Source organism: Ciceribacter sp. RN22, assembly GCF_024054295.1.
GTDB lineage: Bacteria > Pseudomonadota > Alphaproteobacteria > Rhizobiales > Rhizobiaceae > Allorhizobium > Allorhizobium lividum.
The window spans coordinates 2,900,807-2,926,584 of the sequence record NZ_JAMXLD010000001.1 but is presented as its reverse complement, the minus strand read 5'-3'; the positions used below and the strand labels follow the sequence as shown (position 1 = coordinate 2,926,584).

Below are 25,778 nucleotides of genomic sequence, written 5' to 3'. Positions count from 1 at the left end.
GGGAAGAAGTCTTCGGACCGGTCCTGTCGATCCTGCCCTACAGGGACGAGGAAGAGGCGATCGCGATCGCCAACGACACCGTCTACGGGCTCGCCGCCTATGTCCAGTCGGGGGATATCGGCCACGCCCGCAAGGTGGCCGCGCGGCTGAGAGCCGGTTGCGTCCACATCAACTATCCGGCGTGGGACCCTTACGCGCCGTTCGGCGGCTACAAGCAGTCGGGCAACGGCCGCGAATACGGCGAATGGGGCCTTCACGACTTCCTCGAGGTCAAGGCGGTCATCGGCTACGGGGAATAGGCGCCCGTTCCAGAGATTGCCGGTCTTTTGCCGTTTCGGCGGCTTCCGGCGCTCGTCGGGACGGCCGTCGCTCCGCCGCCACCTGAAGTCGTCACCGATGTCGATCTGCGGCCGGCACCGGCCAAGGCCGCAGCTGCTGTATCCCTCGTTTCCTGATCTTTACTTGCCTGCCGTCGCCGGCTTGCCCCACTCGGCAATCGCGATCCCGCCGAGCACGAGGACGAGGGCGATGACGTGGAAGAGCTGTACCGGCTCGGAGATGAGGGTGACGGAGAGCAGGGTGCCGAAAACCGGCACGAGGTTGATGAAGAGCCCGGCACGGTTGGCGCCGATGCCCTCGACGCCCTTGATATAGAAGATCTGCGAGATGAGGGACGGGAAGAGCGCCGCATAGGCGATCAGCGCCCAGCCGGTGAGGTCGGGCACGACCAGGTTTCCGGACGACGCTTCCCATAAGACGAGAGGCAAGGCGGTCAGGGTCGCGCCGAGGGCGGCGCCCGCCATCATGCTCTTCCAGTGTACGCGCGGCTTCCACCGCAGGCCGACCGTGTAGATCGCATAGGCGACCACCGCCAGCAGCAGCAGGGCGTCACCGTAGTTGAGGGTCAGCGCGAGAAGAGCCGCAAGATCACCGTGTCCGGCCGTCAGCGCGACGCCGATGAAGCTGATGAGGAAGCCGACGATCTGGACGAAGGAGACCGGTATGCGAAAGAAGGCGAAGTTCAGCACGAAGATCAGAACAGGGATGCCGCCCTGCTCGATCGCGCCGTTGACCGCGCTCGTATATTGCAGGGCGGTGTAGAGGAAGCCGTTGAACGCGGTATAGCCGATGGCGCCGTAGGCGAGGAGGAGCAGCCAGTTGCGCCGGAGCACCGGCCAGTCGGTCCTGAGCTGCGGCACGGAGATCGCCGAGATCAGGATGGCGGCGATCGCCCAGCGGGAAAGATTGAGCGCCATCGGGCTTATGTGGCCGATCGCGAGCTTGCCGACGATGGTGTTGCCGCCCCAGAAAAGCGTGCAGACGGTGAGCAGAATATAGGATCGAAAAGGCAAGCGGCTTACCTTCGGCTTGGGACGGGAATGGGTGGTGCTGTGCGTTGATTTGGCCCTCGGGATAGGCGAGCCAACGGGCATTGTCACGCAAAAAGCCAAATCGCCTTTCACAAACAGGTCGATTTTAAAAAAGCAACACAGTATAGATGCGCGGGTTTGGACAGGGCGCAGCCAGCGCAGATAGGCAGGATTTCGAAATGACGAACGTCGTGGTGGTCGGGTCGCAATGGGGTGACGAGGGTAAGGGCAAGATTGTCGACTGGCTCTCCGAGCGCGCCGATGTCGTGGTGCGTTACCAGGGCGGACACAATGCCGGCCATACGCTGGTGATCGACGGCGTCAGCTACAAGCTTTCGCTTCTGCCCTCCGGCGTCGTCCGGCCCGGCAAGATGGCCGTCATCGGCAACGGCGTCGTCGTCGACCCGCATGCGCTCATCGCTGAAATCGGCAGGCTGGAGGCGCAGGGCGTCAAGGTTACGCCGGAAAACCTGAAGATCGCCGACAACGCGACGCTGATTCTCTCGCTGCACCGGGAGCTCGACGGCATGCGCGAAGATGCGGCCTCCAACTCCGGCACCAAGATCGGCACCACCCGCCGCGGCATCGGCCCGGCCTATGAAGACAAGGTCGGTCGTCGTGCGATCCGCGTCATGGATCTCGCGAACACCGAAGCGTTGTCGGGCAAGGTCGACCGCATTCTCACTCACCACAACGCGTTGCGTCGCGGTTTCGGCGTTCCGGAAATCAGCCACGAGACGATCATGAAGGAACTGACGGATGTGGCCGACCGCATCCTGCCCTTCATGGATACCGTCTGGAGCTACCTCGACAAGGAACGTCGCAAGGGTTCGCGCATCCTCTTCGAAGGCGCTCAAGGGTCGCTGCTCGACATCGACCACGGCACCTATCCCTTCGTGACCTCGTCGAACACTGTCGCCGGCCAGGCGGCCGCAGGCTCCGGCATGGGGCCGGGCGCGCTCGGCTATATTCTCGGCATCACCAAGGCTTATACGACCCGCGTCGGCGAGGGACCGTTCCCGACCGAGCTTCACGACGAGATCGGCCAGTTCCTTGGCGAAAAGGGCCATGAATTCGGCACCGTCACGGGCCGCAAGCGCCGCTGTGGCTGGTTCGATGCGGCCCTGGTGCGCCAGTCGGTCGCCACCAACGGCATCTCCGGCATCGCCTTGACGAAGCTCGATGTCCTCGACGGTCTCGACGAGATCAAGATCTGCGTCGGCTACACGCTCGACGGCAAGGAAATCGACCATCTGCCGGCAAGCCAGGGCGACCAGGCCCGTGTCGAGCCCGTCTACATCACGCTCGAAGGCTGGAAGGATTCGACCGTCGGCGCGCGCCGGTGGGCCGACCTGCCGGCGCAGGCGATCAAGTATGTACGCCAGGTCGAAGAGCTGATCGGCGCGCCGGTGGCCCTGCTTTCGACCAGTCCCGAACGTGACGATACCATACTTGTGACCGACCCGTTTGAGGATTAATGTCGGAATTCTTTAACGAATTGTCCGCCGGCCCGGGTCGGCGCCCAAGAGAAAGTGCCCATGGCTGATTTCATTTCGGTTATCCGGCGTGCCGTCGACGGCCTGTCGAACAACACACCGGAGATGCGTGCGAAGGTCTATGAAAAGGCTCGGAGCGCGGTGGCGCGGCAGCTGGAGAACATGTCGCCGCGTCCGCCGGAAGAGATGCTGCGCCGCCAGATGGACAAGCTGGAAGCCGCCATCCAGGAAGTCGAAGCCGAGCATATCGAAGCTTTGCCGGAAGAACCGGAAGCCGCCTTGCTGGAGGAGGAGCTGGGGATCGCGCCGGCCGCCAGCGCCCATGCGGAACCGGAGCCTGAACCCGAACCGGAGCCTGAAGAGGAGCCGGAGGCCCGTCAGGAGCCTGCCGCCGAAGCAGCCCATGATGTCCACGCGGTCCATGAGGAACCGGTAGAGGAGCAGGCAGAGGAAGAAGCCTACGAAGAACCTGCCGCGCCGAGCTATCCGGTATATCCGGTCGAGGCTGCGCGGGAGGAAGAGGTGGAGCATCCGGCCGAGGAGCCCGCCGAGCCCGCCTATCACTACGAGGAAGCTGAGCCGGAGCATGTCGCCTGGGGCGCGGAAGGCGAACACGCCGCCGCCGAGCCTGCGGCGGAGGAAGCGGATCATGGCGAGCCTTGGCTGCATGCAGGCGAGGAAACGCCGGCGGAACCCGTGTCAGAGCCGGCCATCCCTGCCGAGCCGGAAAGCCCGCAGCCCGTCACGACCGCGGAGCCCGAGGTCGAGGAACCGGTAGCCGAAGAGCCGTCGGCCGTCGCGCCGGCCGTCTGGTCGGAGAGCATTCCGGAATACGACCGTACTTACGGTGACTGGGCGGAAACCGCGCGCGAGGAAGAAAAGCCGCACGAATACGAAGCGCCGGAAACGGCTGCTGCTGCAATGCCGGCTTCGGCCATGCCCGAGGTGACCGTCGGGCCCTGGCCGGCCGCCGAGCAGCCTCAACCGGTGGAGCCGCCGGCGGCGGAAGCGCCTGCCGGCAAGGCGCCGTCGCACGACATCGATCTGCTCGACTGGGACACCACGGCCTATCAGCCGCCGGCCGGCGTCGACGGAAGCAAGGGTGGCGAGGCGCAGAACTTCGACGATTTCGCGGACTGGTACGCGGCGGTCGCGACACCGGCGGCGGGCGCGGCGGTCGAGGCCTGCGAAGCCGCCGAAGGCCGGAAGGCCGACCAGACGGCGTCCGAAACCGCGTCGAAGGCGGCCGGGACGGTTCCTCCGGCGGCGAAGACCGCAGGCAAGCCGTACCGTATCGAACAGACCAAGCGGCGCAACTATGCCCCGATCGCGGTCGGCGTGCTCGTCGTGGCGGCGCTTGCCGGCGGCGGCTACGAACTCTGGGCGAACCGCGACGCGGTGAGCACCTTCGTCAGTGACTCCGTCAATTCGCTGACGGCGATGGTTGCCGGCGACGGGACGGAACCGACGACGCCGCCCGCCGAAAACGCTGCGAACGGAACGCCGCCCGCCGCGGACACAAAGCCCGAGGCCGGTGCCGAGACCAAGGCTCCCGATGCCAAGGTGCCGATGCCTCCGGAAGAGGGCGCCGTGACCGGGCAGAAGTTCACCCAGCGCCTGATGGCGGACGGGACGGAAGTCGATGAAGGCGCCGGTACTGCCGGCGCAAACACCGGCGGCGAAGGGCGCTCGGTCTCCGAACAGAACGTTGCCGGCACACAGCCGGACGGCGAGGCAGGGGCGACGGCCGGGGGAACCGCGCCGGGCGCGACCACGACGCCGCCGGTTGACATGAGCAAGCCGATCGCAGGCGAGAAGGCCTTCCTCTACGAGGAAAAGCTCGGCCAGACCTCGCCGACTGCGATCACCGGCGCCGTCGAGTGGACGGCGCTCAACGACACGAGCGAGAACGGTCGCCCCAATCCGGCGATCCAGGGTAAGCTCTCGATACCCGATCGCGGCCTGTCGGCGCTGATCACCATCAGGCGGAACGCCGACAATTCGCTGCCCGCGAGCCACCTGATCGAGGTGGTGTTCTCGGTGCCGGCGGATTTCGAAGGCGGCGCGATCGACAATGTCCAGCGCATCGCGATGAAGCGGACGGAACAGGACCGCGGCGATCCGCTGGTGGCCGTTTCGGCGAAGATCACGGACGACAGCTACCTGATCGCGCTCAACGACTTCCAGGACGTGGTCGCCCGTAACCTCGACCTGCTGCGCACCCGCAACTGGATCGATATCCCGGTCACCTATCGCAACGGTCGCCGGGCGCTGCTGACCCTCGACAAGGGTACGGCCGGCGTGGCGGTCTTCGACGAGGTCATGAAGCAGTGGGCCGCGCTCGACAACGGCAACGGCGGCGGCTGACGACAAAGAAAAAGGGTTTCGGGCGATAGCCCGAAACCCAGTATCGCAAAAGGCGGAGAGGCGACCACGCCGCCGCGAAGATGACTGTCACGCCGCCCGCCCGTCAGGGCTCAGATTGTGGCCACGCTCCGGAAATTCCAAGGATCAGGCTTCGACCACGCGGAGAGCGGAGGCGCGCTCGAGTGCCTCCTTCTGGACGGCTTCCTGGACCTTCTCGAAGGCCCGGACCTCGATCTGGCGGACGCGCTCGCGGCTGATGTCGAACTCCGCCGACAGGTCCTCGAGCGTCACCGGATCTTCCGCCAGACGGCGGGCCTCGAAGATTCGCCGTTCACGGTCGTTGAGGACGCTCATGGCGCGGGCCAGCATGCGCCGGCGCGTTTCGAGCTCGTCCTGTTCGATGAGGACATCTTCCTGGCTGTCGTGCTCGTCGACCAGCCAATCCTGCCACTGGCCGGATTCGCCCTCGGCGGCACGGATCGGGGCGTTCAGCGACGCGTCACCGGAGAGGCGGCGGTTCATCGAGATGACCTCGTCCTCGGAGACGTTCAGCTTGGTGGCGATCTCCGTCACCTGCTCGGGTTTCAGATCGCCTTCCTCAATCGCCTGGATCTTGCCCTTGAGGCGGCGAAGGTTGAAGAACAGCCGCTTCTGGTTGGCGGTCGTGCCCATCTTCACCAGCGACCACGAGCGCAGGATGTATTCCTGGATCGCCGCCTTGATCCACCACATGGCATAGGTCGCCAGGCGGAAGCCGCGCTCCGGATCAAACTTCTTGACCGCCTGCATCAGGCCGACATTGCCCTCGGAGACGACTTCGCCGATCGGCAGGCCGTAGCCGCGATAGCCCATGGCGATCTTGGCGACGAGACGCAGGTGGCTGGTTACGAGCCTATGGGCCGCATCGCGGTCGCCATGCTCGGCATAACGCTTGGCCAGCATGTACTCTTCCTGCGGCTCAAGCATCGGAAATTTACGGATTTCGTCGAGATACCGGCTGAGGCCGGCCTCGCCGGCGGCGATGGTAGGCAGAGTATTGCGGGCCATCAAGCACCCCCTTTTCTTGTGTCGCGACGGTCCCCTTGAGTAACCCCAGCCCATAGGCAAACCGCCGGCATGGCTTCTGGACGAAGCCCATGCCAAGCCATATGCCAGATAAGTACGGCAAAACAGTGATTCAAGCTATCGTTACCGTGTTATATCATTACAATTCGGTAACCTCGACCGGTCCGCGGGTCACAAGCGCGTGAGACGCTCCAGACCGTAAGACTGCCTCCTGCGATAGCGGTCGAAATCGCCGTCGATCTGGCCGCGCGATACGCCGATGTCCTTCAACGTCTGGTCGGAAAGGCCAAGGAGCGCGTTCCTGTTGCGCCGCCGTTCCCGCACCCGTCGAAAGAAGGCCACCACGCCGGCGAGCCACGATCCTGCTCGCGCGGAACCGTCCACCGGACATTCCGCTGCCGTGCCGTCGGTCGCCGTATCGGTCGAGGCTTCACGCCCGGGCGGTAAAAGGGCGAGCACATCCTGCCGCGGGCGTGTCCGCCCCGGATCAAAATTGTCCATCACTGTTCTCCTGTCAGAAAAGGCCGGCTCGTCAGAGCCGGCCGTCAAGCAGTGGTCGTTCGGTTTGCCTCAGTTCTGCATGTGTGCCGCAGGCTGGCGGCCGATCGCCTGATAGGCTTCCCGCAGGGCGTCCGCACATTCCTGGCAGCAGACCTCCACGGTCTTGCCGCCGATCCGCACGGCGATACGTCCATCGTCGAGTTTGCAGTCACAGGCAGCACATGTGTCGTTCTTCATTATCCGCTCCTTTGCATCGGCTGTTGTCGACGGTCCCAGAGTGCATCTTGCTCCGGTCCGCCGCTGTCAGATTCTTTAGCGATCTGCCTCGCTCCACATCGTCGGCGATTCAGCGCAAACCGACGAACCGCTGGAATTCCGCCGGGGTGCGGCCATAGGCCTGACGGAACGCCGCGCTGAAGTGGCTGTGGCTGGAAAAGCCGAGTTCGAGGCCGAGCGCCGTCAGGTCGTCGTAGTCCCCCAGAAGGTCGAGCGCCTTGGCGAGCCGGAGGCGCAACTGATAGCGATAGAGCGGCACGCCCTCGACCTGCTGGAACACCTGGGTGAGGTAGACGGGGGAGACGCCCGTTTCCGCGGCGATCTCGCCGAGCGTCCAGCGGCGGGCGAGGTCCGAGGAGAGCACGAGCTTCGCCCGGTCCGCGAGCTTCCTGCGGCCGTAGCTCGACGAGGAAACGCTGGCGGTGCGCCGTCCGAGGGCGCGGCGCACGAGCGTGAGTGCCAGTGTCTCGCCCTCCAGCATCTCGGCGGTGCCCGTGGCGAGGCCGTGGCGCAGCAGGGCGACGAGGGCTTGGGCGCGCGCGTCGATCTGCAGCTTCTGCCTGTCAAAGGCGAAGGCCGGCGCCTTCGTGCAGTGGGTGTCGGGAACGAGTTCGGCGAGCAGGGCTTCCGGCATCGCAACGCTCAGGCAGGCATCGCCGCCGGCGACCGGATGGCTGACCCGATAGGCCTCGTCGCGGTTGAAGAGGAGCACCTGGTTCGGCTCGGCGACGACGTCCTCGTCCCCGATTCGCCGAACGAAGACACCCCGGTAGGGAAAGACGAGACAGGTCTGCGACGCTCGTTCTTCTTCACCCATCTCGCGGCACGCGCCGTCGCAGATCACGTCGCGAACGGCGACGCTCCCCGTCTCGAGCAGCAGGTTTACCACGAAGACCATGGCCGGTTCTCCAGTTCAGGAATCGGAACGTAACGCGAACATTCGCGTTCCGCCACCCGATTCTTGAGAAAATCGACCGATACCTAATCGCCGTCCGGAACCAGCGCTCAGATCGCGCGCAGGGCCTCAATCACCCTGACCATGTCTTTCGGCAACGGCACTTCGAAGCGCATGACCTCGCCGGTCGACGGATGCTCGAACTGCAGGAGATAGGCGTGCAATGCCTGGCGGGGGAAGCGGTTGACGATGGTCCGGGCCGGTTCGGGCAGCAGGTTTGCCTTGGTGCGGAAGGCGGCGCCGTAGTCGACGTCGCCGACCAGCGGATGTCCGATATGGGCCATGTGGACGCGGATCTGGTGGGTGCGTCCGGTCTCCAGGCGGCACTCGACGAGGGAGGCGATGCAGGTGGCGTCCGGCTTCTCGCCGTAGCGCTCGAGGATCTCGTAGTGGGTGATCGCTTCCCGCGCGTCGTCGCTCTCCTCGCGCTTGACGGCGCGCTTGGTGCGGTCGCCGGCGCGGCCGAGCGGCGCGTCGATCGTTCCGTGCAGGCTCCGCGGCCGGCCCCAGACGATCGCCTGGTAGGCGCGTTCCAGCGGACCGGTGCGGCCGTGGTCGGCGAACTGGTCGGCGAGGCGGCGATGGGAAAGATCGTTCTTGGCGACGACCATGACGCCGGACGTATCCTTGTCGAGCCGGTGGACGATGCCCGGCCGCTTGACGCCGCCGATTCCCGAAAGGCTCTCGCCACAATGGTGGATCAGCGCGTTGACGAGCGTGCCGGTCCAGTTCCCCGCCGCCGGATGGACGACGAGCCCCGGCGGCTTGACGACGACGATCAGGTCCTTGTCCTCGTAGACGACGTCGAGGGGGATATCCTCACCCTTCGGCTCCGGATCTTCCGGCTCCGGCATCACGATCGCCAGGCGGTCACCGGGGTGGATCTTGCGTTTCGGTTCGGTGGTCGGATTGCCGTTCAGCGTGACCGCGCCCTGCTCGATCAGCGCCTTGACGCGACTGCGCGAGAGACTGCCTTCGAGATGCGCCGCGAGCCAGGCGTCAATGCGGCCCTCGGCATCGTCGCCGGCAATCAGCTCTTTCCTTGCGCTTTCGGGTTGGTTAAAGGGGTCGTTCATCCCTGCGATCCTGCGTAACGGCGGTTTTCCGCCCGGTTCGCTCTCGATCAGAACGGGCCATGGCCGGTCGCTCCGAAGGAAAGGCAAGCGTATATGACGAATTTCGAGCCAGAAGAACAGGAAGAAAAACCGCTCGATCCGGCGCTGGAGAATGTCCGCCGAAAGATGGTGCGTCTGCAACTGGTCTCCGCGGGCATCATGTTCGTCAGCCTTATGGCCGTGTTGGGCGCCGTTGTCTACAAGGCGACCAAGAGCGAGACCCGCGAGCCGCAGGCGTCTGCGACGCTTGCGATTCCGGCCGACCAGCCGGTGACGGCGACGGCCAGCCTGCCGCAAGGCTTCACCGTCCAGTCGACCGCGCTTTCGGGCAGCCAGATCCTGTTCTTCGGCCAGATGGCCGACGGCACGCGCAAGGCGCTCGTCTTCGATATCGCGATCGGCCGCGTCGTCGCGGACGTGACGGTCGCCGGGCAGTGATCCCAGCCGTATGACGCAGGCGCGCGAAAGAACGGAGATCACCGATCCGGACGATCCGCGCATCGCGGAGTTCCGGCACATCCGGGAGCGCGATCTCACGGGACGCGAAGGCCGGTTCGTCGCCGAAGGCACGGTCGTCCTGCGCATGCTGGCGGCCGCGCACCGGGCGGGCCGCGCCATCCGGGCGGAAAAGATCCTGCTCCTGCGCAACCGTGCCGCCGGCCTTTCGGACGTCCTTTCGCTCTTCCCGGACGACGTCCCCATCTACGAGGCGGAGGCCCCGGTGATCGACGCGATCGCCGGCTTCCACCTGCATCGCGGCGTGCTGGCGCTCGGCGTTCGCGACACCGCACCTCCGCTGAAGGAACTGCTGCGGGCACTGCCGGAAGACGCACTCGTGCTCGTCGCCTGCGGCATTTCCAATCACGACAATATCGGCGCGATGTTCCGCAATGCCGCGGCCTTCGGCGCGCGTGCGGTGATCCTCGACGAGACCTGTTGCGATCCGCTCTACCGCAAGGCGCTCCGGGTGTCGGTCGGATCGGTGCTCACAATGCCCTACGCGCGGGAGGGCTCGATCCTCGACATGCTCGGGGCACTCGCCGAAGCAGGCTTTGCGATCTGGGCGCTCTCGCCGAAGGGCGAGACGGAAATCCGCGACATCGCACCATCGCCGCGCCTGGCGCTCGTCATGGGGACGGAAGGCGAGGGGCTGCCGCCCGCCGTGCTGTCGCGGTTCCACACCGCCCGCATCGCCCAGTCCCCGGACCTCGACAGCCTGAATGTCGGGACGGCGAGCGGGATTGCCCTCTACAGTGCGGCGATGGCCAAGCGCATCCTCTGAAAAGTCGTTATTCGGACGTCGTGGGCGTGACCGTCGCCGGCAGCGACGGATCGAACGCCACGGCCCGCTCGGCTAGCGACTTGCGAGCCTCGGGGCTGCGAGCGGGAACTCTCGACATGAGCGCGCGGATGGGCGAACCGGCGCCTTCCTTGCGAGCGGTGAGGGCGATCATCTTGGCGGCGATCTCGGCAATCTCTTCCCGCAACGCCTCGTCGTTCGCAGGCGAGGTCGCCTTCATCAGCCGTTCGGTCAGCGCCGTGTGACGGTGGCGCAGTTCGTCGGCGAGCAGATCGGTGTCGATCGCGGCCGCCGGCTGCATCAGCACCAGCGGGTCTTCGGTGGCTTGCTCGGGAATGTCGATCTCCTTGATGTCCGGCGCGGAAATATTGGCGGCACGCAGCGCGCGGAGCGCCGCACGCACCTGGCGATTGCCGGCCTTCAGGTTCTCCCGCAGCGTCGCGATTTCCTTCGTGCGGCGCTCGATGACGGCATCCTTGTCGACCGCCTCGGCCATCAGCCGCGCCAGCCGGTCGTCGAGCCGCAGGAGCTTGTCTTCCTCCTGCGCCAGCCGCATCTCCGCGTCCTTGGCGCGGCGGGTGGCCAGTTTCGTCTCCTGCGCCAGCTCGTCGCGCTCGGCCCGCAGCGTCTGCACCCGCATCTTGAGGTTTTCGATTTCGGTGTCGCGTGCGCTTTTCTCGATCTTCAGGTCGTCGACTTCGCGATTCATCCTGGAGATGCGCACGACGAGGCGTTCGATTTCGAGGTCCTTGGCGACGGCGGCCTCCTCGGTGCGCTTCAGCGTGGCGTGGAGATGCAGCGTCTCGCTTTCGGCGCGGCGGATCTCCGCGCGGAAATTCGCGGCCTCGATGCTCATCTCGTCGATCTGGGTGCGAAGGTCCTGGGTTTCCGCGGACAGCCGGCCGGCCTCGGCGGCGAGCGCCTCGTTCTTGAGCTTCAGATCGACCGACTTGTCGCGCTCGCGCTTCAAGTCCTGCGACATCCGCGCATTTTCGGCGGCGTAGACGGCGCGCGCCATGTCCTTCTGGGCGCGTACTTCGCGCGGGCTGAGCGGTGTCGTCGCCTTCATCCGCTTCTCTGTGTAGCGCACGATCCGCTTGTGAACCGCAGGAGCGATCAGCATCACCAGGAGAACTGCCGAGAGGAAGCCCAATCCGAATAGCAGTGCATATTCAATCACGATCGCGCCATCTCGACTGAGGTATTGCGGACACCAAGTCTGTCATTAAACATGGGGCTCCACGCAGAACAAGCCGGCGGGGAGGCAGTGGCCCGAGAAAGTCACCGGAGGGCGCCGTTCCGGCACCACGCGTCTGGCTGCTCAGAAGGGGTTCCAGGTGGGCTGGCGGGTGAGCTTCAAATAGCCGACGTTGACCCCGAGGCGGGCGCCGATGCCGGTGCGGATCGGGACGAGGACGACATTCTGGTTCTTCAGGACGGTCATGCCGAGGCCGGCGACGACGTAGGCCGAGCCGCTGACGCCGCCATAGCGGGCATAGAGGCTGTCGATGCTCGGCAGGTCGTAGACCAGCATCATCGCGCGCGTGCCGTTGCCGCCATAGTCGAGGCCCAGAGACGGTCCCTGCCAGAAGACGTCGTGCTGGCCGGCATTCTTCGTGTAGAGCATGCCCTCGCCGTAGGTCAGGCCGGCGATGAAGGCGCCGGAACCCTCCTGGCCGAGGATATATCCGTTCGGCAGTCCGTATTGGGAAAAGGCCTTCTCGATAACCTTGGCGAGCGCACCGCTGGTTTCACCGAAGAAGCTGTGGCCGGCGTCGACGATTTCCTGGGCGGTGTACTCGTCGCCTGCAGCCGCGGCCGAACCGGCCTGGTAGCCCACGCCGACAAGAAGGACGATCGCCGCCATCAGCGCACGAAGGCCTGCGATCTCGCGGATGAAGTCAAGGCGCATGGGTTCCTCCAAACTTTTCGATGCGCGTGCATCACTATGCCGAGTAAAACTATTTAGTCGTGATCGTCTTAATAATCGGTTTACCAAATATGGTGTCATTATGGCGCGAGGATTCCCGTGCGAACGGGAAGGCCGCATGCTCATGGCGCCCTGGTTCTGAACGGGCGACCGCGCCTCCAGGAGATACCGATGCCGAAGAACGCCAACCTCACTCTCGCCGGCCCCGATCTGGCAGCGCTGCTGTGCAGCCGCGTCTGCCATGATGTCATCTCGCCGGTCGGAGCGATCAACAACGGGTTGGAACTCCTCGACGAGGGCGGCGCCGACGAAGACGCGATGGAACTCATCCGCACCAGTGCGCTCAACGCCTCGGTGCGTCTCAAGTTCGCCCGGCTTGCCTTCGGCGCTTCCGGCTCGGTGGGCGCCTCGATCGATACCGGCGAGGCGGAAAAGGCCGCGCGCGACTTCGTTGCCGCAGAGAAGAAGACCGAACTCACCTGGAACGGCCCGCGGGCGATCATCGCCAAGAACCGCGTCAAGCTTCTCCTCAACCTCTTCCTCGTCGCCTACGGCGCCATTCCGCGCGGCGGCTCGATCGATGTGACGCTCGAAGACCCCGAATTCGAGGTGAAGTTCCGCATTGTCGCCAAGGGGCGGATGATGCGCATTCCCGCGAAGTTCGCGGAAATCTGCTCCGGCACCATCGAGGAGGCGATCGACGCCCATTCGATCCAGCCCTACTACACGGTACTGCTTGCCGAGGAATGCGGCATGGAGATCAAGTACTACCAGACGGACGAGGAAGTCGTCTTCACGGCCGAGCTCGTGCCGGCTGCCTGATTGGCCAGTACGCTGCCAAATCGGTGGTCGCGCCGGGGCGCTTGCCTCGGCGGGACGTCGACGAACCTGCTCCACAGCGGGACAAAGGACGGTAACCTTTCCTTAGCGGTCTCGCGTTAAACTACCTATTGGCCCAGTGCTGCAATTCGGGGTGGAAAAACGGGAGTCTCTGATGCAACGTCTGATGATCGCAGACAGTTCGGATATCGTCCGCAAGGTCGGCAAGCGTATCCTCTCGGAGATCGGCTTCCTCGTTCTCGAGGCGGCCTCCGCCCGCGATGCGTTGCTGCGCTGCGAGACCGAGCTTCCCAACATCATCATCGTCGATGCGGGCCTCGACGGCGCGCTCGATCTCATCACCAACATCCGTGCCCTGCCGGACGGCAAGAGCGTGCTCATCTACTACTGCGTGATCGAGGCCGACCTGAAGACGATGATGGCCGGCAAACGCGCCGGAGCCAACGAATTCCTGCTGAAGCCGTTCGACCGCCAGATCCTGACGCAGATCTTCACCGGCAAGGCGATCGCCGCCTGACCTGACCCGGAACATATTCGCGCATCTGCCCGTCCGCCCGGTCCCGCCGCGGCGGACGAATTCTTTCGAGCGTGGGGGAGTCGCGGCAATTGCAGGCAACAAAAAAACCTGCCCCGAAGGGCAGGTTCCAGGAATGCGGGAACGGGAGGGCCTTGTCAGGCCGTTTCCATGTATTCCGAACCGTCCGGCTCGCGCAGGACGTAGCCGCGGCCCCAGACCGTTTCGATGTAGTTGGCGCCGCCGGCGGCGTTGGCGAGCTTCTTGCGAAGCTTGCAGATGAAGACGTCGATGATCTTCAGTTCCGGCTCATCCATGCCGCCATAGAGATGGTTCAGGAACATTTCCTTGGTGAGCGTCGTACCCTTGCGGAGCGAGAGAAGCTCCAGCATCTGGTATTCCTTGCCGGTGAGGTGCACGCGCTGGCCGCCGACTTCGACGGTCTTGGCGTCCAGGTTCACGATCAGTTCGCCGGTGATGATGATCGACTGGGCGTGGCCCTTGGAGCGGCGAACGATGGCATGAATGCGGGCGACGAGCTCGTCCTTGTGGAACGGCTTGGTCATGTAGTCGTCAGCGCCGAAGCCGAGGCCGCGGACCTTGTCTTCGATGCCGGCCATGCCGGAGAGAATGAGGATCGGGGTCTTGACCTTTGAAAGACGCAGTGTGCGCAGGACCTCGTAGCCGGACATGTCGGGCAGGTTCAGGTCGAGCAGAATAATGTCGTAATCGTAGAGCTTACCGAGATCGACGCCTTCTTCACCGAGGTCGGTGGTATAGACGTTGAAGCTTTCGGATTTGAGCATCAACTCGATGCTCTGCGCTGTGGCGCTGTCGTCTTCAATGAGTAGAACCCGCATAATTATCCCCTTTACCGCCGCCGAAAGGTCGAGTTGGCCCCCTACGCGATACGGATCCAGTCGTTGCCTGATTTGAAGGCTGCCACCAAATGGTTAACAAATTCTGATTCCCTCTGGCAAGGAGTATCGAATTTATTAAGCAAAGATACCAGTCTCCTGTTTTTTCACAGATTTCGGGCATCGCCATAAGTGAATCAACTTGCGAGGAAAACGCGCTAACCGATTCATTTGACTCATCATTGTCGCAGGTCATTTTCAGACCCTGGCATTTACCGACCCTTAAATGATCGTCCCTATCATTAACGATGCCCGTAAACGAAAGGTTACCAGCGGTAGTTTTTTGTTAACCCCGGCGGACTTTTGCAGGCACTGATTCGTCCGCGCGGCATGGGCAGTTCGTTTTGAGCATGTGTGGCGGGGGGTCTCGCATCACGGGAGTATTGCGTATGAAGTCGCGTGAGAGCCTATTGCGCCTGAAGGAATTTCAGGTCGCCGAGAAGCGTCGGCAATTGCAACAGCTGCAGACTATGATGTCCGAATTCGATCGCATGGCGAAGGAACTCGAGAACCAGATCATCGTCGAGGAAAAGAAGTCCGGCATTTCCGATCCGAACCATTTCGCCTACCCCACCTTTGCCAAGGCGGCACGCCAGCGCGCGGACAATCTCCAGATCTCGATCCGGGAACTGAAGGTCCAGCAGGACGCAGCCGAACTGGCGCTGGAGGAGGCCGAGGCCGAAATGGCGAAGGCAGCCGCGCTCGGGGAGCGCGACAGCCAGATGCGCGCCCGGGCATAGGCATTCGCCTTCGGGGCGTTCCTGAACGAGTTCGCAGTGCCGCGACTTCTGGTCGCGGCATTTTCTTTTTCGGATCGGGATATCGGCTGAAGGCGTCAATATGACAATGAGCGACAGGGAGGTTGCTAGATCGCTGAGCAACCGATTATAACCGACGACATGGTTATCAACGGTTGCAGGTGCGCGGCGACGGCTTGTCGCGAAACGCCGGATTTGCCGCAACGCTGGGGCATTTCGCATCCGTATCTCAGTTGGATGCACCCTCATGTCTCGCCCTAAACTCCATTCTGACGAAGAAGTTCTCCGAAAGGCCAAGGCCGTTCTCCTGCAAGAGGGCCCCGCTGCATTCACGCTATCCGATGTAGCAAAAGCAGTGGGCATGTCCCGGGCCGCACTTATCCAGCGCTTCCAGGACAAAGCCACAATTCATCGGCGGATTATGGAGGAACTGACCAAAGAGGTTAGAGAGTTCTTCGCATCCTCGTCGGGCGAGCGACACGTGCAGAGCCTTTGGACGTTCCTAAGGGATATGATCACCGGGATGGACGCGGAAGTGGGCGAAGAGTCCTATTTGCTCCTGTTTTGGGGCGACATCGTCGATCCTCACCTCTGCAGGCTAGCGCTCGAGAGAAACGAACTGGTCCGAAAGGCGATCGCGGCGCGGATGCCCCCGACCCCGCATGATCCAGAGCGTGCGTCAGGACTGATCCAGTCGGTCATCCAAGGCTCGTACATGCGCTGGATGGTTTGCAAACAGGGTCGGCTTTCAGAGTTCATGGTCTCCGAGGTTCACCATCTCCTGACTGTGCTCTACCCAGATGAAACCTTGGCTCACTAGCCCTTAGGGACGAGAAGGTCGGGTCGTCAAAGGTCTCTACCGACCGAAAAGCAGCTATGACTTGAATATAACCGTCGCGTCGGTTATTTATGTAAAAAGAGCATGCCTAGCACCCCACCAATCCATCTGTGAGCTGTAACGTGAGTACCGTAACGACTAGACTTTTCGCGCCCGCAGCCGAGCGAAGGGTGCCGGCCCTAGGCCTTACTGCGGCCGACTTCGACGCGATCGTGGGGTCGACGCCGACCAATCTCGCCTATCGCGATCTCTTCCTGTCGCATCAGGACCTGCCACGGAGGCTGAAGCGATGGGCCGAGGAAAACAGTGTTCAACTCCGCACTCTCGACAGGGTCAAGGTGGAGCGAGGCAAATGCTCTCAGAAGGTCTTGTTTGGCCTTGCCGATGGTTACGCAGTCGAAAGCGTCCTCATTCGGCGGCGGGATGGATTTACAGCGTGCATTTCATCGCAGGTCGGCTGCGCATTCGCCTGCCAGTTTTGTGCGTCCGGACAAGCTGGTCTCAAGCGGAACTTGGATACCTCCGAAATTGTCGAGCAGGTCGTTCAACTGGGCTCGAAAGTAAATCATGTCGTATTCATGGGGATCGGCGAGCCACTGAACAATTATGAGAACGTCCTGGGCGCTGTCCGCATAATGCGAGACCGGGATGGCCTGAACCTGCCAACCACAGGTATTACCATCTCTACGATTGGGATCCCCAAGGCTCTTGCGCGGCTGCGTGAGGAGCATTTGGGCATCAACCTCACCATCTCGCTGCACGCGACTACCCAGGAGACTCGGGACAAACTCATTCCGGGAAGTCGAAAGCACGACATCAGAGATGTTATCGGCCGCGCGGTGTCATGGGCAGAGCGCCATAACCGCATGGTGACCTTCGTGTACTTGCTACTTCCAGGGGTCAACGATGCTCGGGTCGACGCTGATCGGCTTGTCAGGATGCTCTCTTATAAGCCTGCCCGGGTGAACCTGATGCGTTGGAGCCCAGTGGATGGGGTCGCCTTCGGCCGGACGAACGATCGTCAAACCCAGTATTTCCGGCACCGGCTGGAGCGCGCGGGCATTCCAGTCGTGGTCCGTGACACGCAAGGGATGGATATCGATGCAGCATGCGGACAGCTTTGGCTCCGCGATCTGCAGGGGCTGGAGACTGCATCCCGAGCGCGGGTGCAAGCGACGGCCTTGGCCTGATGCGGAGGTCGGGGTGCGTCGGGCGATCGAACACTATCGCTATGTGGCCACGAGTGCGCAAACTGGCAGTTTCCGCAAGGCGGCCGAGCTTTGTGATGTCGGGCGGCCTAACATCACGAGGGAGGTTCAACGACTGGAGATTGGGAAGATCAGAACTGAATGACGTCCTTCCATTCGGGATGGCGGTTCGCCTGGGCGCGGAAGAAGGGGCAGAGCGGGATGATCTTCCAGCCTCCCGTGCGGGCCGCCTCGACCACGTGGGCCGCCAGCGCCTGACCGACGCCCTTGCCGCGAAGAGCGTCCGCGACCTCGGTGTGATCGACGATGATGAGGCGAGGGGAGGTCCGCGAATAGGTCATGACGGCATCGGCACCGTCCAGCGTCGCGCGGTAGCGACCACCTGATCCACTTTCTTCGTGGCTGAAATCCATCTTCCTGTTCCTCGCCGCGTGACGGTGCCGTATGACGGCGCCGCGCTGGCACGTCGACCGGCCGCCCGCGTTTCAATATGGGAGGTGGATTGCAAAACGAAAAGGCGCTCGATGTGGTCGAACGCCGGATCGTGGGAGGAGTGCTTCGGCCCGGAGGGGCCGCCTGGTGTCGCTCAGTGGCGGTACTGCTGGATGCGGGTGGTGCGAAGGCCCGGCAGGCCGTGGTCGTTGATCGAAGACTGCCAGGAAAGGAACTCCTCGACCGTCAGCGTATAGCGCTCACAAGCTTCCTCGAGGCTCAAAAGGCCACCACGTACCGCGGCGACGACTTCCGCCTTTCGCCGTATGACCCAGCGGCGCGTATTGGCCGGGGGTAGATCGGCGATGGTCAGTGGACTGCCATCGGGGCCGATGACGTATTTTACTCGCGGGCGGATCATATCGGTCATTGGACTCTCTACACATACTCAAGACCACACGAGCGCATGCTAGCCGGGCATCTTTAAAAATTGCCTAAGCAGGCAGTTACGATTTGATAAGAATTCTACCATTCCTCCGGCTGCGGCATTCGCTGCGTGTTTCCGCGGCTGCCGTTGCGTAAATTTGAGCGGAATGCATAGGAGTCATTCCTAAAGAACAGTATTCGTTCTCGCTAAATCGTGTAGAAGGCCTGCAACAACGCGGAAGGAAGTGCATTTTCTTCGCCGCGAGACCTTCGTTTCGACGCGTGCTCCTTCATCCGTCCATGCAGACGGATCGTTCTTGAGCCTCGGTCGCGCGGGCCAACTGAATTTCGTCATCGACAGCCATTTTCAAAAAATGCCCGCGAGGGCATAAGGACATCATGTTCAGAAGCCACAATCACGCATACCGCATGTCAGACGAGACGCCCGTCGAGAAAGAGCATTCCGTCGAGGAAAAGCTTTCCGGCATGTCGCGGCGCTTCGGGCTGGACTTCTATCTCGTTTCCGCGTTTCCCGGCTCGCTCGTCCCGACGTTCGCCGCGGGTGTTGTCATCTCGAACTGGCCTGCCAGCCTGGTCGAGACCTACGACCTGAGCGGATTGTACAAGGAGAGTGAGCTCGTTCGGCGGCTCGGAGAGACAATGCGGCCGGTTTCCTTTTCGGAGTGGCCGTTTGCCGACCGGCATCCGTCCGGCAAGGCTGCCGCGATCGACGTGTCGGAGAGCTTCGAAAGAACGCTCGCCTTCGCTATCCGGGACCATGATCACCAGCGGCTGATCTTTGCCTTTTCCGGAAGGCGGCGCCCCCTCGATGAAAACGAGATCGCCACGCTCTATCTTTCCTGTCTCACACTCGTCGACGACGGCCTCGGCCGCTTGCGCCGGCCGTCGCTGCCGACGGAGCCGCTGAGCGGGCGCGAACTCGACTGCCTGCGGTGGGCGGCCGAGGGCAAGAGCAGCGATGAGATCGCCGTCATCCTCGACATTTCCGCCCACACGGTCGTCAGCTATCTCAAGAACGCGCTGCGCAAGCTCGACGCGGTCAACCGCATGCAGGCGATCGCCCGCGCCTGCCGTCTCGGACTGATCTAGATCATCACCGCCGAAAGCTCCGTCCGGCCGTAGCCGAACTGGAGCGCAGCGCTGCCCCCGTGCCGGAGCGAGAGTTCGTCTCCCGCCGAGAACCAGGTCAGGGCGGTGACGGACTGGAGCGTCTCGGCCGAGAGGGCAGGGCCCCGGATCGTGGCGACGCTGGTGGTTCCGTTGACGCTGAGCGCGATCTCATGTCCGGACGAAGACAGCAGGTCGGCACTGATGCTCACCTGATAGATGCCCGTCGCCGGAACGGTGAGCGCGTGGCCGTGGCCGGAACCGAGGGCCGGTCCGAGCGCGAACCCGCCCTGGACGACGTGAATATCGTCGAAGCCGGTATGGCTTCCGTCGGCCGGTGTGAACGTCGAGGCGGCAAGCGAGGCGCGCACGGCCGGACGTCCGGTCATCTCGACGACGCCGCTCGGGGAGATCGCGAGAGCTGTTGTCCAGGTGCCGCCATCGGGACTTACCTTGATTGCGAAGGCGTCGGAGCCCGCAAGTCCCATCTCGGCGCGTCCCTGCCAGCCGGACTGGAAGAGCAGCGAGGCAGTATCGGCGGTGGCGGCCTTGTTGATCTTTACCTGATGGCCGTGGCCGGCATGGCTGAAGAGGCTGGCATCGGCCGCGACGGCGAGCCTGTTGTAACCGTCGGCCGCCGTGTTGACACCGAGCGTCTCGACTATGGCATCCGGCGGCAGCGGCAGGTCGATCCAGGCGCCCCCAGAAAAAATGACCAGTCGCCCACGCTGAAGGTCGAAGGCACGCCAGCCGGCGCGGGGCGCGATGAAGATCCATGCGCCGTCCTGGCGAAAGGCAAGCCTGCCCTCTTTGCCGGTCCACTCGCCGGCCGCAGGTGCCGTCGGCCAGTAGCATTCCCCTTCGGCAGCATCCGCCGGCGGCGACGATGGCGTGCCGGCGATCACCAACTGGACGAGCGCGTCGAGCCGCTGCAGCGCCTCGTTGTGGGTGACGTGCTTCTGGGCTTGCGCGGCGAGGAGGTAGGGCAGGGCGAGATTGGCTGTGGCGTCGGTCATGGTCGTGCTTCTCCGGTTGATGCGCCGGGCCGATGACGGGCTGATGCCGGCACGGGCCGCGACGCAGGTTCGGAGCATTGTCCCATGGCCTGTGGGAGGGTGAACGAAAACGGGTTCCCTTCTTTGAAAGAAAAGGACTTTTCGCCCCGTATCACCACAGGGATCGCGCAATTATACCGGCTGGCGTTTGCCCCAGGCGACGAAGGAGGGATTGGCGAAATCGCTATCGGCCGCCTGTGCCACCTTGCCGTAGCGGAGCGGCAGGCCGTCGAGGTCGAGCGTCGCGCCGCCGGCGGCTCTCAGAACAGCGTCGCCTGCGGCCGTGTCCCACTCCATCGTGCGGCCGAAGCGAGGATAGACGTCGGCGACCCCTTCCGCCAACAGACAGAACTTGAGGGACGAGCCGACGGACGTGCGCGACGAGACTCGGTGCCGATCGAGGAAGGCTTCAGTCTCCGGGGTGCTGTGCGAGCGGCTGGCGACGGCGACCATGTCTTCCGCGACCGGGCGGGCGCGGATGACCTTGCGGGCGGATATGGTGAAGTCGGGCCCGACGACGAGCTTCTCCGCGCCTGCGGACGATCCGCTGTAGGCGATCCCCTTGGCCGGAGCGTAGACCACGCCTGCAACCGGAACGCCCTCGACGACGAGGGCGATGTTGACGGTGAAGTCTTCGCGGCCGTTGACGAACTCCTTCGTCCCGTCGAGCGGGTCGACCAGGATGAACATTCTGCCCGCGATCTGCGGCACCTCTCCAGCCGCAACGGATTCCTCCGCGACGACCGGCACGTCCGGCAAGGCCTCGCGGAGTGCCGCCAGAATGATCCGCTCGGCGCGCTCGTCGGCCTCGGTCACCGGCGAGGCGTCACTCTTCAGCCTGATGGTCGCCCCGGCTTCGAAGACCTCCATGATCGCCCGACCGGCCGTGATCGCCGCCTTTTCGAAGGTGTCCAGTATCTGCATCCCGCGTTCTCCTTCTCCGCCGCGCTCCGGGACAAGCCGCAGTGCGAGAATGCGGCTGGCCGTCAGCGTTAAGCTATGGCAGGATTGATGAAAAGCCGATGGGTGTTCTCGGCTGCCGTTTTCATCGGAACCGGTGGTCCACCGCTTCCTCCGGGCGCCACGCGCGGTCATCGCCACCGCCGCGGACTGGCCGCATGGCGACATTTCCTCTCCGGCAATTCCGCGAGATTCCCGGCGATGACTATTTCCGAAGCAATTTACGTCGCTTTTTTGGGTGGTTTGCCGCGGAAATCACCAAATCTGTGGGGGAAACCAACAAAATGTGCGCGAGAAAGCTTTTGCGCTTCACATTTTCAGCGAAAACGCTATCAAATCCCGTCACGCCAAAAAACCCTGAACGGGGAAACGAAAAAAGGGACGCGTTGACGACCGCGTCTGGGGGATAACATATGGAGTATTTCGTCCAGCAGCTCATAAACGGGCTGACTCTCGGGTCTATCTATGGCCTGGTGGCCATCGGCTACACCATGGTTTACGGCATCATCGGCATGATCAACTTTGCCCATGGTGACATTTTCATGCTCGGCGGCTTCGCCGCCCTGATCGTCTTCCTCATCCTGACATCGTTCTTCGCAGGCATTCCGGTTGCGCTCGCGCTGCTGGTGATGCTGATCATCGCGATGCTGATGACGGGTCTCTGGAACTGGGTGATCGAGCGCGTCGCATACCGCCCGTTGCGCGGTTCCTTCCGGCTTGCGCCGCTCATCACCGCAATCGGCATGTCGATCGTGCTGTCGAACTTCATCCAGGTCGCGCAGGGTCCCCGCAACAAGCCCATTCCGTCGCTCGTCAGCGACGTCTATCATCTGGGCGCGGTCACCGTTTCCCTGAAACAGATCATCATCGTCGTCGTCACGGCGGTGCTTTTGTCGATCTTCTGGTACATCGTCAACAAGACGCCGCTCGGCCGTGCGCAAAGGGCGACCGAGCAGGACCGCAAGATGGCGGCGCTCCTCGGCGTGGACGTCGACCGCACCATCTCGATCACCTTCGTCATGGGGGCGGCGCTGGCAGCGGTCGCCGGCACCATGTACCTGATGTATTACGGCGTCGCCTCGTTCGCCGACGGCTTCACTCCCGGCGTCAAGGCCTTCACGGCCGCGGTTCTCGGCGGTATCGGTTCTCTTCCCGGCGCGGTTCTCGGCGGGTTGCTGATCGGCCTCATCGAGTCGCTCTGGTCGGCCTACTTTACGATCGCCTACAAGGATGTCGCGACCTTCGCGATCCTGGCTTTCGTGCTGATCTTCAAGCCGACCGGCATTCTGGGCCGTCCTGAAGTCGAGAAGGTGTGATCCGATGGCGAATACTGCAACCGTGCACAATACCGCCCAGTCGGGTCATCTCGTGAAGGCCTTCAAGGAAGGCATCTTCGCCGGCGTGATCGCGCTCGGCATGTTCATCCTCTATATCGGCATCAAGACCGACCAGGACATTTCCAACACGCTGATCTGGTATCCGCGCTGGGGCCTGCTCGCCATCTTCGTCGCGATCGCCGCAGTCGGCCGCTTCCTGATCGTCGGCTTCTTCTCGCCCTGGGTCGCCCAGCGCAAGGCGAGCCGTTCGCAGGTTCCTGTCCACGAGGTCGAGGCCAAAGCGTCCTTCTTCCATAGGCACTTCCTGAAGATCGCCCTGCTGGCGCTGGTTCTCTACCCGCCGGTCATCGTGTCGACCTTCGGGGTCCAGGGCTCGCTGAAGTTCGTCGACAACTTCGGCATCCAGATCCTGATCTACGTGATGCTCGCCTGGGGCCTCAACATCGTGGTGGGCCTCGCCGGCCTGCTCGACCTCGGCTATGTCGCCTTCTATGCGGTCGGCGCCTATTCCTATGCGCTGCTGTCGCAGCAGTTCGGGCTCTCCTTCTGGGTCCTCCTGCCGATCTCCGGTATCCTGGCGGCCTTCTGGGGCATCATGCTGGGCTTCCCTGTCCTCAGGCTTCGCGGCGACTACCTCGCGATCGTGACGCTCGCCTTCGGTGAAATCATCCGTCTGGTGCTGATCAACTGGACCGACGTCACCAGGGGCACCTTCGGCGTCTCGGGCATCCCGAAGGCGACACTGTTCGGCATCAAGTTCGACGCTTCGCCCGACGGTTTCGCCAAGCTCTTCGGTCTGCCGATGTCCTCGGCCTACTACAAGATCTTCCTCTTCTACCTGATCCTCGCGCTCTGCCTGCTGACGGCCTATGTGACCATCCGCCTGCGCCGCATGCCGATCGGTCGGGCCTGGGAAGCGCTGCGCGAAGACGAAACCGCCTGCCGTTCGCTCGGCATCAACACGGTGACGACCAAGCTGACCGCCTTCGCCATCGGTGCGATGTTCGGCGGCTTCGCCGGCTCCTTCTTCGCGGCCCGTCAGGGCTTCGTCTCTCCGGAATCCTTCGTGTTCCTCGAATCGGCGGTGATCCTGGCGATCGTCGTTCTCGGCGGCATGGGTTCGCTGACGGGTATCGCGGTTGCCGCGATCGTCATGGTTGGCGGTACCGAACTGCTGCGCGAAATGGAGTTCCTGAAGCAGATCTTCGGACCGGACTTCACGCCCGAGCTCTATCGCATGCTGCTCTTCGGCCTTGCGATGATCATCGTTATGCTCTTCAAGCCCCGCGGCTTCGTAGGCTCGCGTGAACCCACCGCCTTCCTCAAGGAGCGCAAGGCGGTATCCGGAAGCTTTACCAAGGAGGGTCACGGCTGATGACCTCCGGAACCGAACACATGACGAATGACAACATCCTGAAGGTGGAACATCTGTCGATGAAATTCGGCGGACTGATGGCCATCAACGATCTCTCCTTCGACGTCCGGCGGGGCGACATCACCGCCCTGATCGGACCGAACGGCGCCGGCAAGACGACCGTGTTCAACTGCATCACCGGCTTCTACAAGCCGACGATGGGGATGCTCACGCTGACCCAGCGTTCGGGCAAGCAGTACCTGCTCGAGCGCCTGCCGGACTTCGAGATCACCAAGCACGCCAAGGTGGCGCGTACCTTCCAGAACATCCGCCTCTTCTCGGGGCTGACGGTGCTCGAAAACCTGCTGGTCGCGCAGCACAACGCCCTCATGCGGGCGTCGGGCTACACCGTTCTCGGCCTGCTCGGTCTGCCGGCCTACAAGCGGGCGGCCAAGGAGTCGGTCGAGAAGGCGGCGCACTGGCTCGAGAAGGCCGATCTCGTCGACCGCGCCGACGATCCGGCGGGCGATCTGCCCTACGGTGCCCAGCGGCGTCTCGAGATTGCCCGTGCCATGTGCACCGATCCGGAGCTCCTCTGCCTCGACGAGCCCGCAGCCGGCCTCAACCCGCGTGAATCGGCGGCTCTCAACACCCTTCTTCACAGCATCCGGGGCGATACCGGGACCTCGATCCTGCTGATCGAGCACGACATGTCGGTGGTCATGGAGATTTCCGACCACATCGTGGTGCTCGAATACGGTCAGAAGATCTCGGACGGCACGCCGGATCACGTGAAGAACGACCCGAAGGTCATCGCGGCCTATCTGGGTGTCGAGGATGAAGAGTTGGATGAAGCGATTTCTGAGGTCGAAGCCGTATCGGGAGGGCAGAACTGATGTCCACTGAACCGCTTCTCAAGGTAACAGACGTCGAGACCTACTACGGCAACATCCGCGCGCTCGGCGGGGTGAATGTCGAGGTCCGGCAGGGCGAGATCGTGTCGCTGATCGGTGCCAACGGTGCCGGCAAGTCGACGCTGATGATGACGATCTGCGGCAGCCCGCAGGCGCGTTCCGGCCAGGTCATCTTCGACGGTACCGACATCACCCGGATGCCGACGCACCTGATTGCGCGCCGCCGCATCGCCCAGTCGCCGGAAGGTCGTCGCATCTTCCCGCGCATGACCGTCTTCGAAAACCTGCAGATGGGCGCCGGGCTCGACAACCTCAAGTATTTCAACGAGGACGTCGAGAAGATCTTCACGCTCTTCCCGCGCCTGAAGGAACGCCAGCACCAGCGTGGCGGCACGCTTTCGGGCGGCGAGCAGCAGATGCTGTCGATCGGCCGCGCCCTGATGGCGCGTCCGAAGCTCCTCCTCCTCGACGAACCCTCGCTCGGCCTCGCTCCGCTGATCGTCAAAGGCATCTTCGAGGCGATCAAGAAGCTCAACAAGGAAGACGGGCTTACCGTCTTCCTCGTCGAGCAGAACGCCTTCGCGGCGCTCAAGCTGTCCGACCGCGCCTATGTGATGGTCAACGGCCAGGTCACCATGAGCGGCACCGGCAAGGAACTCCTCGCGGACCCGCAGGTTCGCGCGGCCTACCTTGAAGGCGGCCATCACTGATCGGGTTAGGGG

The 25,778-nt window shown here is 63.3% G+C and carries 29 protein-coding genes; 16 read left to right on the top strand and 13 right to left on the bottom strand.

The window, feature by feature from the left end:
- Nucleotides 1-299 (top strand): aldehyde dehydrogenase family protein (locus NHF53_RS14285; RefSeq protein ID WP_252834724.1); only part of this gene is annotated, 299 nt, incomplete at its 5' end.
- Nucleotides 300-458: 159 nt separating this feature from the next.
- On the opposite strand, the gene NHF53_RS14280 is transcribed toward NHF53_RS14285, so the two are convergent.
- Nucleotides 459-1,352: a DMT family transporter gene (locus NHF53_RS14280; RefSeq protein ID WP_252834723.1), complete on the bottom strand. Its 894-nt coding sequence runs from the start codon at nt 1,350-1,352 to the stop codon at nt 459-461.
- A gap of 197 nt (nt 1,353-1,549) precedes the next feature.
- Between NHF53_RS14280 and NHF53_RS14275 the strand changes: the two genes are divergently transcribed.
- Entirely contained in the window at nt 1,550-2,848 is a 1,299-nt protein-coding gene (locus NHF53_RS14275) for an adenylosuccinate synthase (protein ID WP_114361145.1), read from the top strand.
- Between the two features lie 60 nt (nt 2,849-2,908).
- Nucleotides 2,909-5,233 (top strand): hypothetical protein, encoded by a 2,325-nt coding sequence (locus NHF53_RS14270; RefSeq protein WP_252834722.1) that lies wholly within the window; start codon nt 2,909-2,911, stop codon nt 5,231-5,233.
- A 144-nt stretch (nt 5,234-5,377) separates the two neighbouring features.
- Here NHF53_RS14270 and rpoH read toward each other — a convergent pair whose 3' ends face one another.
- The 5 genes from rpoH to NHF53_RS14245 form a co-directional block, all read right to left on the bottom strand.
- A complete protein-coding gene (rpoH, locus tag NHF53_RS14265) occupies nt 5,378-6,280 on the bottom strand; it encodes an RNA polymerase sigma factor RpoH (RefSeq protein ID WP_252834721.1) in 903 nt (300 codons plus the stop codon).
- Nucleotides 6,281-6,469: 189 nt separating this feature from the next.
- A complete protein-coding gene (locus tag NHF53_RS24305; RefSeq protein WP_374591115.1) occupies nt 6,470-6,799 on the bottom strand; it encodes a DUF1127 domain-containing protein in 330 nt (109 codons plus the stop codon).
- A gap of 69 nt (nt 6,800-6,868) precedes the next feature.
- Entirely contained in the window at nt 6,869-7,036 is a 168-nt protein-coding gene (locus tag NHF53_RS14255) for a hypothetical protein (protein WP_170141757.1), read from the bottom strand.
- A gap of 109 nt (nt 7,037-7,145) precedes the next feature.
- Entirely contained in the window at nt 7,146-7,973 is an 828-nt protein-coding gene (locus tag NHF53_RS14250) for an AraC family transcriptional regulator (protein WP_252834720.1), read from the bottom strand.
- A gap of 107 nt (nt 7,974-8,080) precedes the next feature.
- Complete coding sequence (locus NHF53_RS14245) at nt 8,081-9,106, bottom strand: RluA family pseudouridine synthase (RefSeq protein ID WP_252834719.1); 1,026 nt, start codon at nt 9,104-9,106, stop codon at nt 8,081-8,083.
- Between the two features lie 93 nt (nt 9,107-9,199).
- On the opposite strand from NHF53_RS14245, the gene NHF53_RS14240 reads away from it, so the two are divergent.
- Together NHF53_RS14240 and NHF53_RS14235 are read left to right on the top strand one after the other, a co-directional pair.
- Nucleotides 9,200-9,583, top strand: a complete 384-nt coding sequence (locus tag NHF53_RS14240) for a hypothetical protein (protein ID WP_114361151.1) — start codon at nt 9,200-9,202, stop codon at nt 9,581-9,583.
- A gap of 10 nt (nt 9,584-9,593) precedes the next feature.
- A complete protein-coding gene (locus NHF53_RS14235; protein ID WP_252834718.1) occupies nt 9,594-10,427 on the top strand; it encodes an RNA methyltransferase in 834 nt (277 codons plus the stop codon).
- A gap of 7 nt (nt 10,428-10,434) precedes the next feature.
- On the opposite strand, the gene NHF53_RS14230 is transcribed toward NHF53_RS14235, so the two are convergent.
- Both NHF53_RS14230 and NHF53_RS14225 read right to left on the bottom strand, forming a co-directional pair.
- Nucleotides 10,435-11,625, bottom strand: coding sequence for a hypothetical protein (locus NHF53_RS14230; protein WP_252834717.1), 1,191 nt, complete (start codon nt 11,623-11,625; stop codon nt 10,435-10,437).
- A 141-nt stretch (nt 11,626-11,766) separates the two neighbouring features.
- Nucleotides 11,767-12,357 carry a DUF1134 domain-containing protein gene (locus tag NHF53_RS14225; protein WP_252834716.1) on the bottom strand — a complete coding sequence of 197 codons (591 nt, stop codon included), beginning with the start codon at nt 12,355-12,357 and terminating at the stop codon, nt 11,767-11,769.
- A gap of 189 nt (nt 12,358-12,546) precedes the next feature.
- On the opposite strand from NHF53_RS14225, the gene chpT reads away from it, so the two are divergent.
- Complete coding sequence (chpT, locus tag NHF53_RS14220; protein WP_252834715.1) at nt 12,547-13,197, top strand: histidine phosphotransferase ChpT; 651 nt, start codon at nt 12,547-12,549, stop codon at nt 13,195-13,197.
- 172 nt (nt 13,198-13,369) lie between these two features.
- Nucleotides 13,370-13,732, top strand: a complete 363-nt coding sequence (locus tag NHF53_RS14215) for a PleD family two-component system response regulator (protein ID WP_114361156.1) — start codon at nt 13,370-13,372, stop codon at nt 13,730-13,732.
- 155 nt (nt 13,733-13,887) lie between these two features.
- On the opposite strand, the gene ctrA is transcribed toward NHF53_RS14215, so the two are convergent.
- Nucleotides 13,888-14,589 (bottom strand): response regulator transcription factor CtrA, encoded by a 702-nt coding sequence (gene ctrA, locus NHF53_RS14210; protein WP_099058674.1) that lies wholly within the window; start codon nt 14,587-14,589, stop codon nt 13,888-13,890.
- A 446-nt stretch (nt 14,590-15,035) separates the two neighbouring features.
- Between ctrA and NHF53_RS14205 the strand changes: the two genes are divergently transcribed.
- From NHF53_RS14205 to NHF53_RS24300, 4 genes are all read left to right on the top strand, one after another.
- Entirely contained in the window at nt 15,036-15,386 is a 351-nt protein-coding gene (locus NHF53_RS14205) for a flagellar export protein FliJ (RefSeq protein ID WP_112688590.1), read from the top strand.
- A gap of 265 nt (nt 15,387-15,651) precedes the next feature.
- Nucleotides 15,652-16,224, top strand: coding sequence for a TetR/AcrR family transcriptional regulator (locus NHF53_RS14200; RefSeq protein ID WP_252834714.1), 573 nt, complete (start codon nt 15,652-15,654; stop codon nt 16,222-16,224).
- A gap of 140 nt (nt 16,225-16,364) precedes the next feature.
- On the top strand, nt 16,365-17,432 hold the full coding sequence (gene rlmN / locus NHF53_RS14195) for a 23S rRNA (adenine(2503)-C(2))-methyltransferase RlmN (protein WP_252834713.1): 1,068 nt from the start codon (nt 16,365-16,367) through the stop codon (nt 17,430-17,432).
- Nucleotides 17,344-17,595 (top strand): LysR family transcriptional regulator, encoded by a 252-nt coding sequence (locus tag NHF53_RS24300; RefSeq protein WP_374591112.1) that lies wholly within the window; start codon nt 17,344-17,346, stop codon nt 17,593-17,595. Before rlmN ends, NHF53_RS24300 begins: the two co-directional genes overlap by 89 nt.
- Here the strand turns inward: NHF53_RS24300 and NHF53_RS14190 are convergent.
- Nucleotides 17,582-17,863 (bottom strand): GNAT family N-acetyltransferase, encoded by a 282-nt coding sequence (locus tag NHF53_RS14190; RefSeq protein WP_252834712.1) that lies wholly within the window; start codon nt 17,861-17,863, stop codon nt 17,582-17,584. The two genes, NHF53_RS24300 and NHF53_RS14190, sit on opposite strands and share 14 nt — an antisense overlap.
- Before the next feature lie 173 nt (nt 17,864-18,036).
- Nucleotides 18,037-18,312: a DUF1153 domain-containing protein gene (locus NHF53_RS14185; protein ID WP_112688600.1), complete on the bottom strand. Its 276-nt coding sequence runs from the start codon at nt 18,310-18,312 to the stop codon at nt 18,037-18,039.
- 425 nt (nt 18,313-18,737) lie between these two features.
- Here NHF53_RS14185 and NHF53_RS14180 point away from each other — a divergent pair, with 425 nt between their 5' ends.
- Complete coding sequence (locus NHF53_RS14180; RefSeq protein WP_252834711.1) at nt 18,738-19,418, top strand: LuxR family transcriptional regulator; 681 nt, start codon at nt 18,738-18,740, stop codon at nt 19,416-19,418.
- Here NHF53_RS14180 and NHF53_RS14175 read toward each other — a convergent pair.
- Nucleotides 19,415-20,452, bottom strand: a complete 1,038-nt coding sequence (locus NHF53_RS14175) for a DUF2793 domain-containing protein (protein ID WP_252834710.1) — start codon at nt 20,450-20,452, stop codon at nt 19,415-19,417. The genes NHF53_RS14180 and NHF53_RS14175 overlap by 4 nt on opposite strands.
- Before the next feature lie 171 nt (nt 20,453-20,623).
- Complete coding sequence (cysQ, locus tag NHF53_RS14170) at nt 20,624-21,409, bottom strand: 3'(2'),5'-bisphosphate nucleotidase CysQ (RefSeq protein WP_252834980.1); 786 nt, start codon at nt 21,407-21,409, stop codon at nt 20,624-20,626.
- Between the two features lie 455 nt (nt 21,410-21,864).
- Between cysQ and NHF53_RS14165 the strand changes: the two genes are divergently transcribed.
- From NHF53_RS14165 to NHF53_RS14150, 4 genes are read left to right on the top strand one after another with little or no spacing between them, the layout of a single operon-like run.
- Complete coding sequence (locus tag NHF53_RS14165; RefSeq protein ID WP_112688606.1) at nt 21,865-22,767, top strand: branched-chain amino acid ABC transporter permease; 903 nt, start codon at nt 21,865-21,867, stop codon at nt 22,765-22,767.
- 4 nt (nt 22,768-22,771) lie between these two features.
- Complete coding sequence (gene livM, locus NHF53_RS14160) at nt 22,772-24,163, top strand: high-affinity branched-chain amino acid ABC transporter permease LivM (protein ID WP_114361161.1); 1,392 nt, start codon at nt 22,772-22,774, stop codon at nt 24,161-24,163.
- Complete coding sequence (locus tag NHF53_RS14155; RefSeq protein WP_114361162.1) at nt 24,163-25,038, top strand: ABC transporter ATP-binding protein; 876 nt, start codon at nt 24,163-24,165, stop codon at nt 25,036-25,038. The genes livM and NHF53_RS14155 overlap by 1 nt, the downstream gene beginning before the upstream one ends.
- The gene (locus NHF53_RS14150) at nt 25,038-25,766 is read left to right on the top strand and encodes an ABC transporter ATP-binding protein (protein ID WP_252834709.1); all 729 of its coding nucleotides are present in this window, start codon (nt 25,038-25,040) and stop codon (nt 25,764-25,766) included. Before NHF53_RS14155 ends, NHF53_RS14150 begins: the two co-directional genes overlap by 1 nt.
- Nucleotides 25,767-25,778: the final 12 nt, after the last annotated feature.

What these genes read in the sequence shown, in the direction of transcription:
- NHF53_RS24300 (WP_374591112.1), top strand. Translation starts at nt 17,344, where the DNA reads ATGCAGCATGCGGACAGCTTTGGCTCCGCGATCTGCAGGGGCTGGAGA.
- NHF53_RS14155 (WP_114361162.1), top strand. Translation starts at nt 24,163, where the DNA reads ATGACCTCCGGAACCGAACACATGACGAATGACAACATCCTGAAGGTG.
- NHF53_RS14165 (WP_112688606.1), top strand. Translation starts at nt 21,865, where the DNA reads ATGGAGTATTTCGTCCAGCAGCTCATAAACGGGCTGACTCTCGGGTCT.
- NHF53_RS14190 (WP_252834712.1), bottom strand. Translation starts at nt 17,863, where the DNA reads ATGGATTTCAGCCACGAAGAAAGTGGATCAGGTGGTCGCTACCGCGCG.
- livM (WP_114361161.1), top strand. Translation starts at nt 22,772, where the DNA reads ATGGCGAATACTGCAACCGTGCACAATACCGCCCAGTCGGGTCATCTC.
- NHF53_RS14270 (WP_252834722.1), top strand. Translation starts at nt 2,909, where the DNA reads ATGGCTGATTTCATTTCGGTTATCCGGCGTGCCGTCGACGGCCTGTCG.
- NHF53_RS14275 (WP_114361145.1), top strand. Translation starts at nt 1,550, where the DNA reads ATGACGAACGTCGTGGTGGTCGGGTCGCAATGGGGTGACGAGGGTAAG.
- rpoH (WP_252834721.1), bottom strand. Translation starts at nt 6,280, where the DNA reads ATGGCCCGCAATACTCTGCCTACCATCGCCGCCGGCGAGGCCGGCCTC.
- ctrA (WP_099058674.1), bottom strand. Translation starts at nt 14,589, where the DNA reads ATGCGGGTTCTACTCATTGAAGACGACAGCGCCACAGCGCAGAGCATC.
- NHF53_RS24305 (WP_374591115.1), bottom strand. Translation starts at nt 6,799, where the DNA reads ATGGACAATTTTGATCCGGGGCGGACACGCCCGCGGCAGGATGTGCTC.
- NHF53_RS14225 (WP_252834716.1), bottom strand. Translation starts at nt 12,357, where the DNA reads ATGCGCCTTGACTTCATCCGCGAGATCGCAGGCCTTCGTGCGCTGATG.
- NHF53_RS14175 (WP_252834710.1), bottom strand. Translation starts at nt 20,452, where the DNA reads ATGACCGACGCCACAGCCAATCTCGCCCTGCCCTACCTCCTCGCCGCG.
- NHF53_RS14255 (WP_170141757.1), bottom strand. Translation starts at nt 7,036, where the DNA reads ATGAAGAACGACACATGTGCTGCCTGTGACTGCAAACTCGACGATGGA.
- NHF53_RS14150 (WP_252834709.1), top strand. Translation starts at nt 25,038, where the DNA reads ATGTCCACTGAACCGCTTCTCAAGGTAACAGACGTCGAGACCTACTAC.
- NHF53_RS14185 (WP_112688600.1), bottom strand. Translation starts at nt 18,312, where the DNA reads ATGACCGATATGATCCGCCCGCGAGTAAAATACGTCATCGGCCCCGAT.
- NHF53_RS14215 (WP_114361156.1), top strand. Translation starts at nt 13,370, where the DNA reads ATGCAACGTCTGATGATCGCAGACAGTTCGGATATCGTCCGCAAGGTC.
- NHF53_RS14180 (WP_252834711.1), top strand. Translation starts at nt 18,738, where the DNA reads ATGTCAGACGAGACGCCCGTCGAGAAAGAGCATTCCGTCGAGGAAAAG.
- NHF53_RS14245 (WP_252834719.1), bottom strand. Translation starts at nt 9,106, where the DNA reads ATGAACGACCCCTTTAACCAACCCGAAAGCGCAAGGAAAGAGCTGATT.
- NHF53_RS14205 (WP_112688590.1), top strand. Translation starts at nt 15,036, where the DNA reads ATGAAGTCGCGTGAGAGCCTATTGCGCCTGAAGGAATTTCAGGTCGCC.
- NHF53_RS14240 (WP_114361151.1), top strand. Translation starts at nt 9,200, where the DNA reads ATGACGAATTTCGAGCCAGAAGAACAGGAAGAAAAACCGCTCGATCCG.
- NHF53_RS14250 (WP_252834720.1), bottom strand. Translation starts at nt 7,973, where the DNA reads ATGGTCTTCGTGGTAAACCTGCTGCTCGAGACGGGGAGCGTCGCCGTT.
- NHF53_RS14200 (WP_252834714.1), top strand. Translation starts at nt 15,652, where the DNA reads ATGTCTCGCCCTAAACTCCATTCTGACGAAGAAGTTCTCCGAAAGGCC.
- chpT (WP_252834715.1), top strand. Translation starts at nt 12,547, where the DNA reads ATGCCGAAGAACGCCAACCTCACTCTCGCCGGCCCCGATCTGGCAGCG.
- NHF53_RS14235 (WP_252834718.1), top strand. Translation starts at nt 9,594, where the DNA reads ATGACGCAGGCGCGCGAAAGAACGGAGATCACCGATCCGGACGATCCG.